This is a genomic window from Roseateles sp. P5_B10 (genome assembly GCF_056400485.1).
Genome location: NZ_JBFULE010001817.1, coordinates 1 through 500, shown reverse-complemented (window position 1 = coordinate 500; position 500 = coordinate 1). Strand labels below are relative to the sequence as shown.

1 protein-coding gene is annotated in these 500 nt (G+C 52.4%); it reads left to right on the top strand.

Features of this window, described 5'->3' with window-relative positions; all coding sequences use genetic code 11:
* Window positions 1–500, top strand: a 500-nt coding sequence (locus tag AC1DU6_RS36060; protein ID WP_477863494.1) for a radical SAM protein, incomplete at both ends; no start/stop codon positions are given.

The following is a 500-nucleotide window of genomic DNA, read 5'->3' as shown; positions in this document are numbered from 1 at the left end:
GTTAAATATTTTCAGATCACCCTCGACGGCTATGAGGAGTCACACGACTCCAGCCGTCGACACGCCGCAGGGCTACCGACTTTCTGGCGAATCATGGAGAGCCTCTCTATTATTAAAGATTCGCCCTATGACACTAGCGTTAATCTGCGCCTGCATATCAAACCCGACAATAGGGACGGCCTGCTGAAACTTGCCGAGTTGCTAAGAAGAGATTATCTTCCGGACCGCCGATTTTACACCTCACTAAAAGAAGTCGGAGATTGGGGTGGCCCTAATCAGGGAAAAATTGAATCCGTAAGCGCCGCTGATGCCGTCATTCGACGGAGCGAACTGATGGAGGCGCTAGGGCTCTCGGTTAAAGGCCCTGACACTCGGGCTGTTCAATCGCCGGACGGTAGTCCCTATATCTGCTATGCAAGTCGCCCAAACTCGTTGTTGATTCGGCCTGATGGCAGGGTCGGCAAATGCACCGTAGCACTTGACGATCCGATCAATGAGGT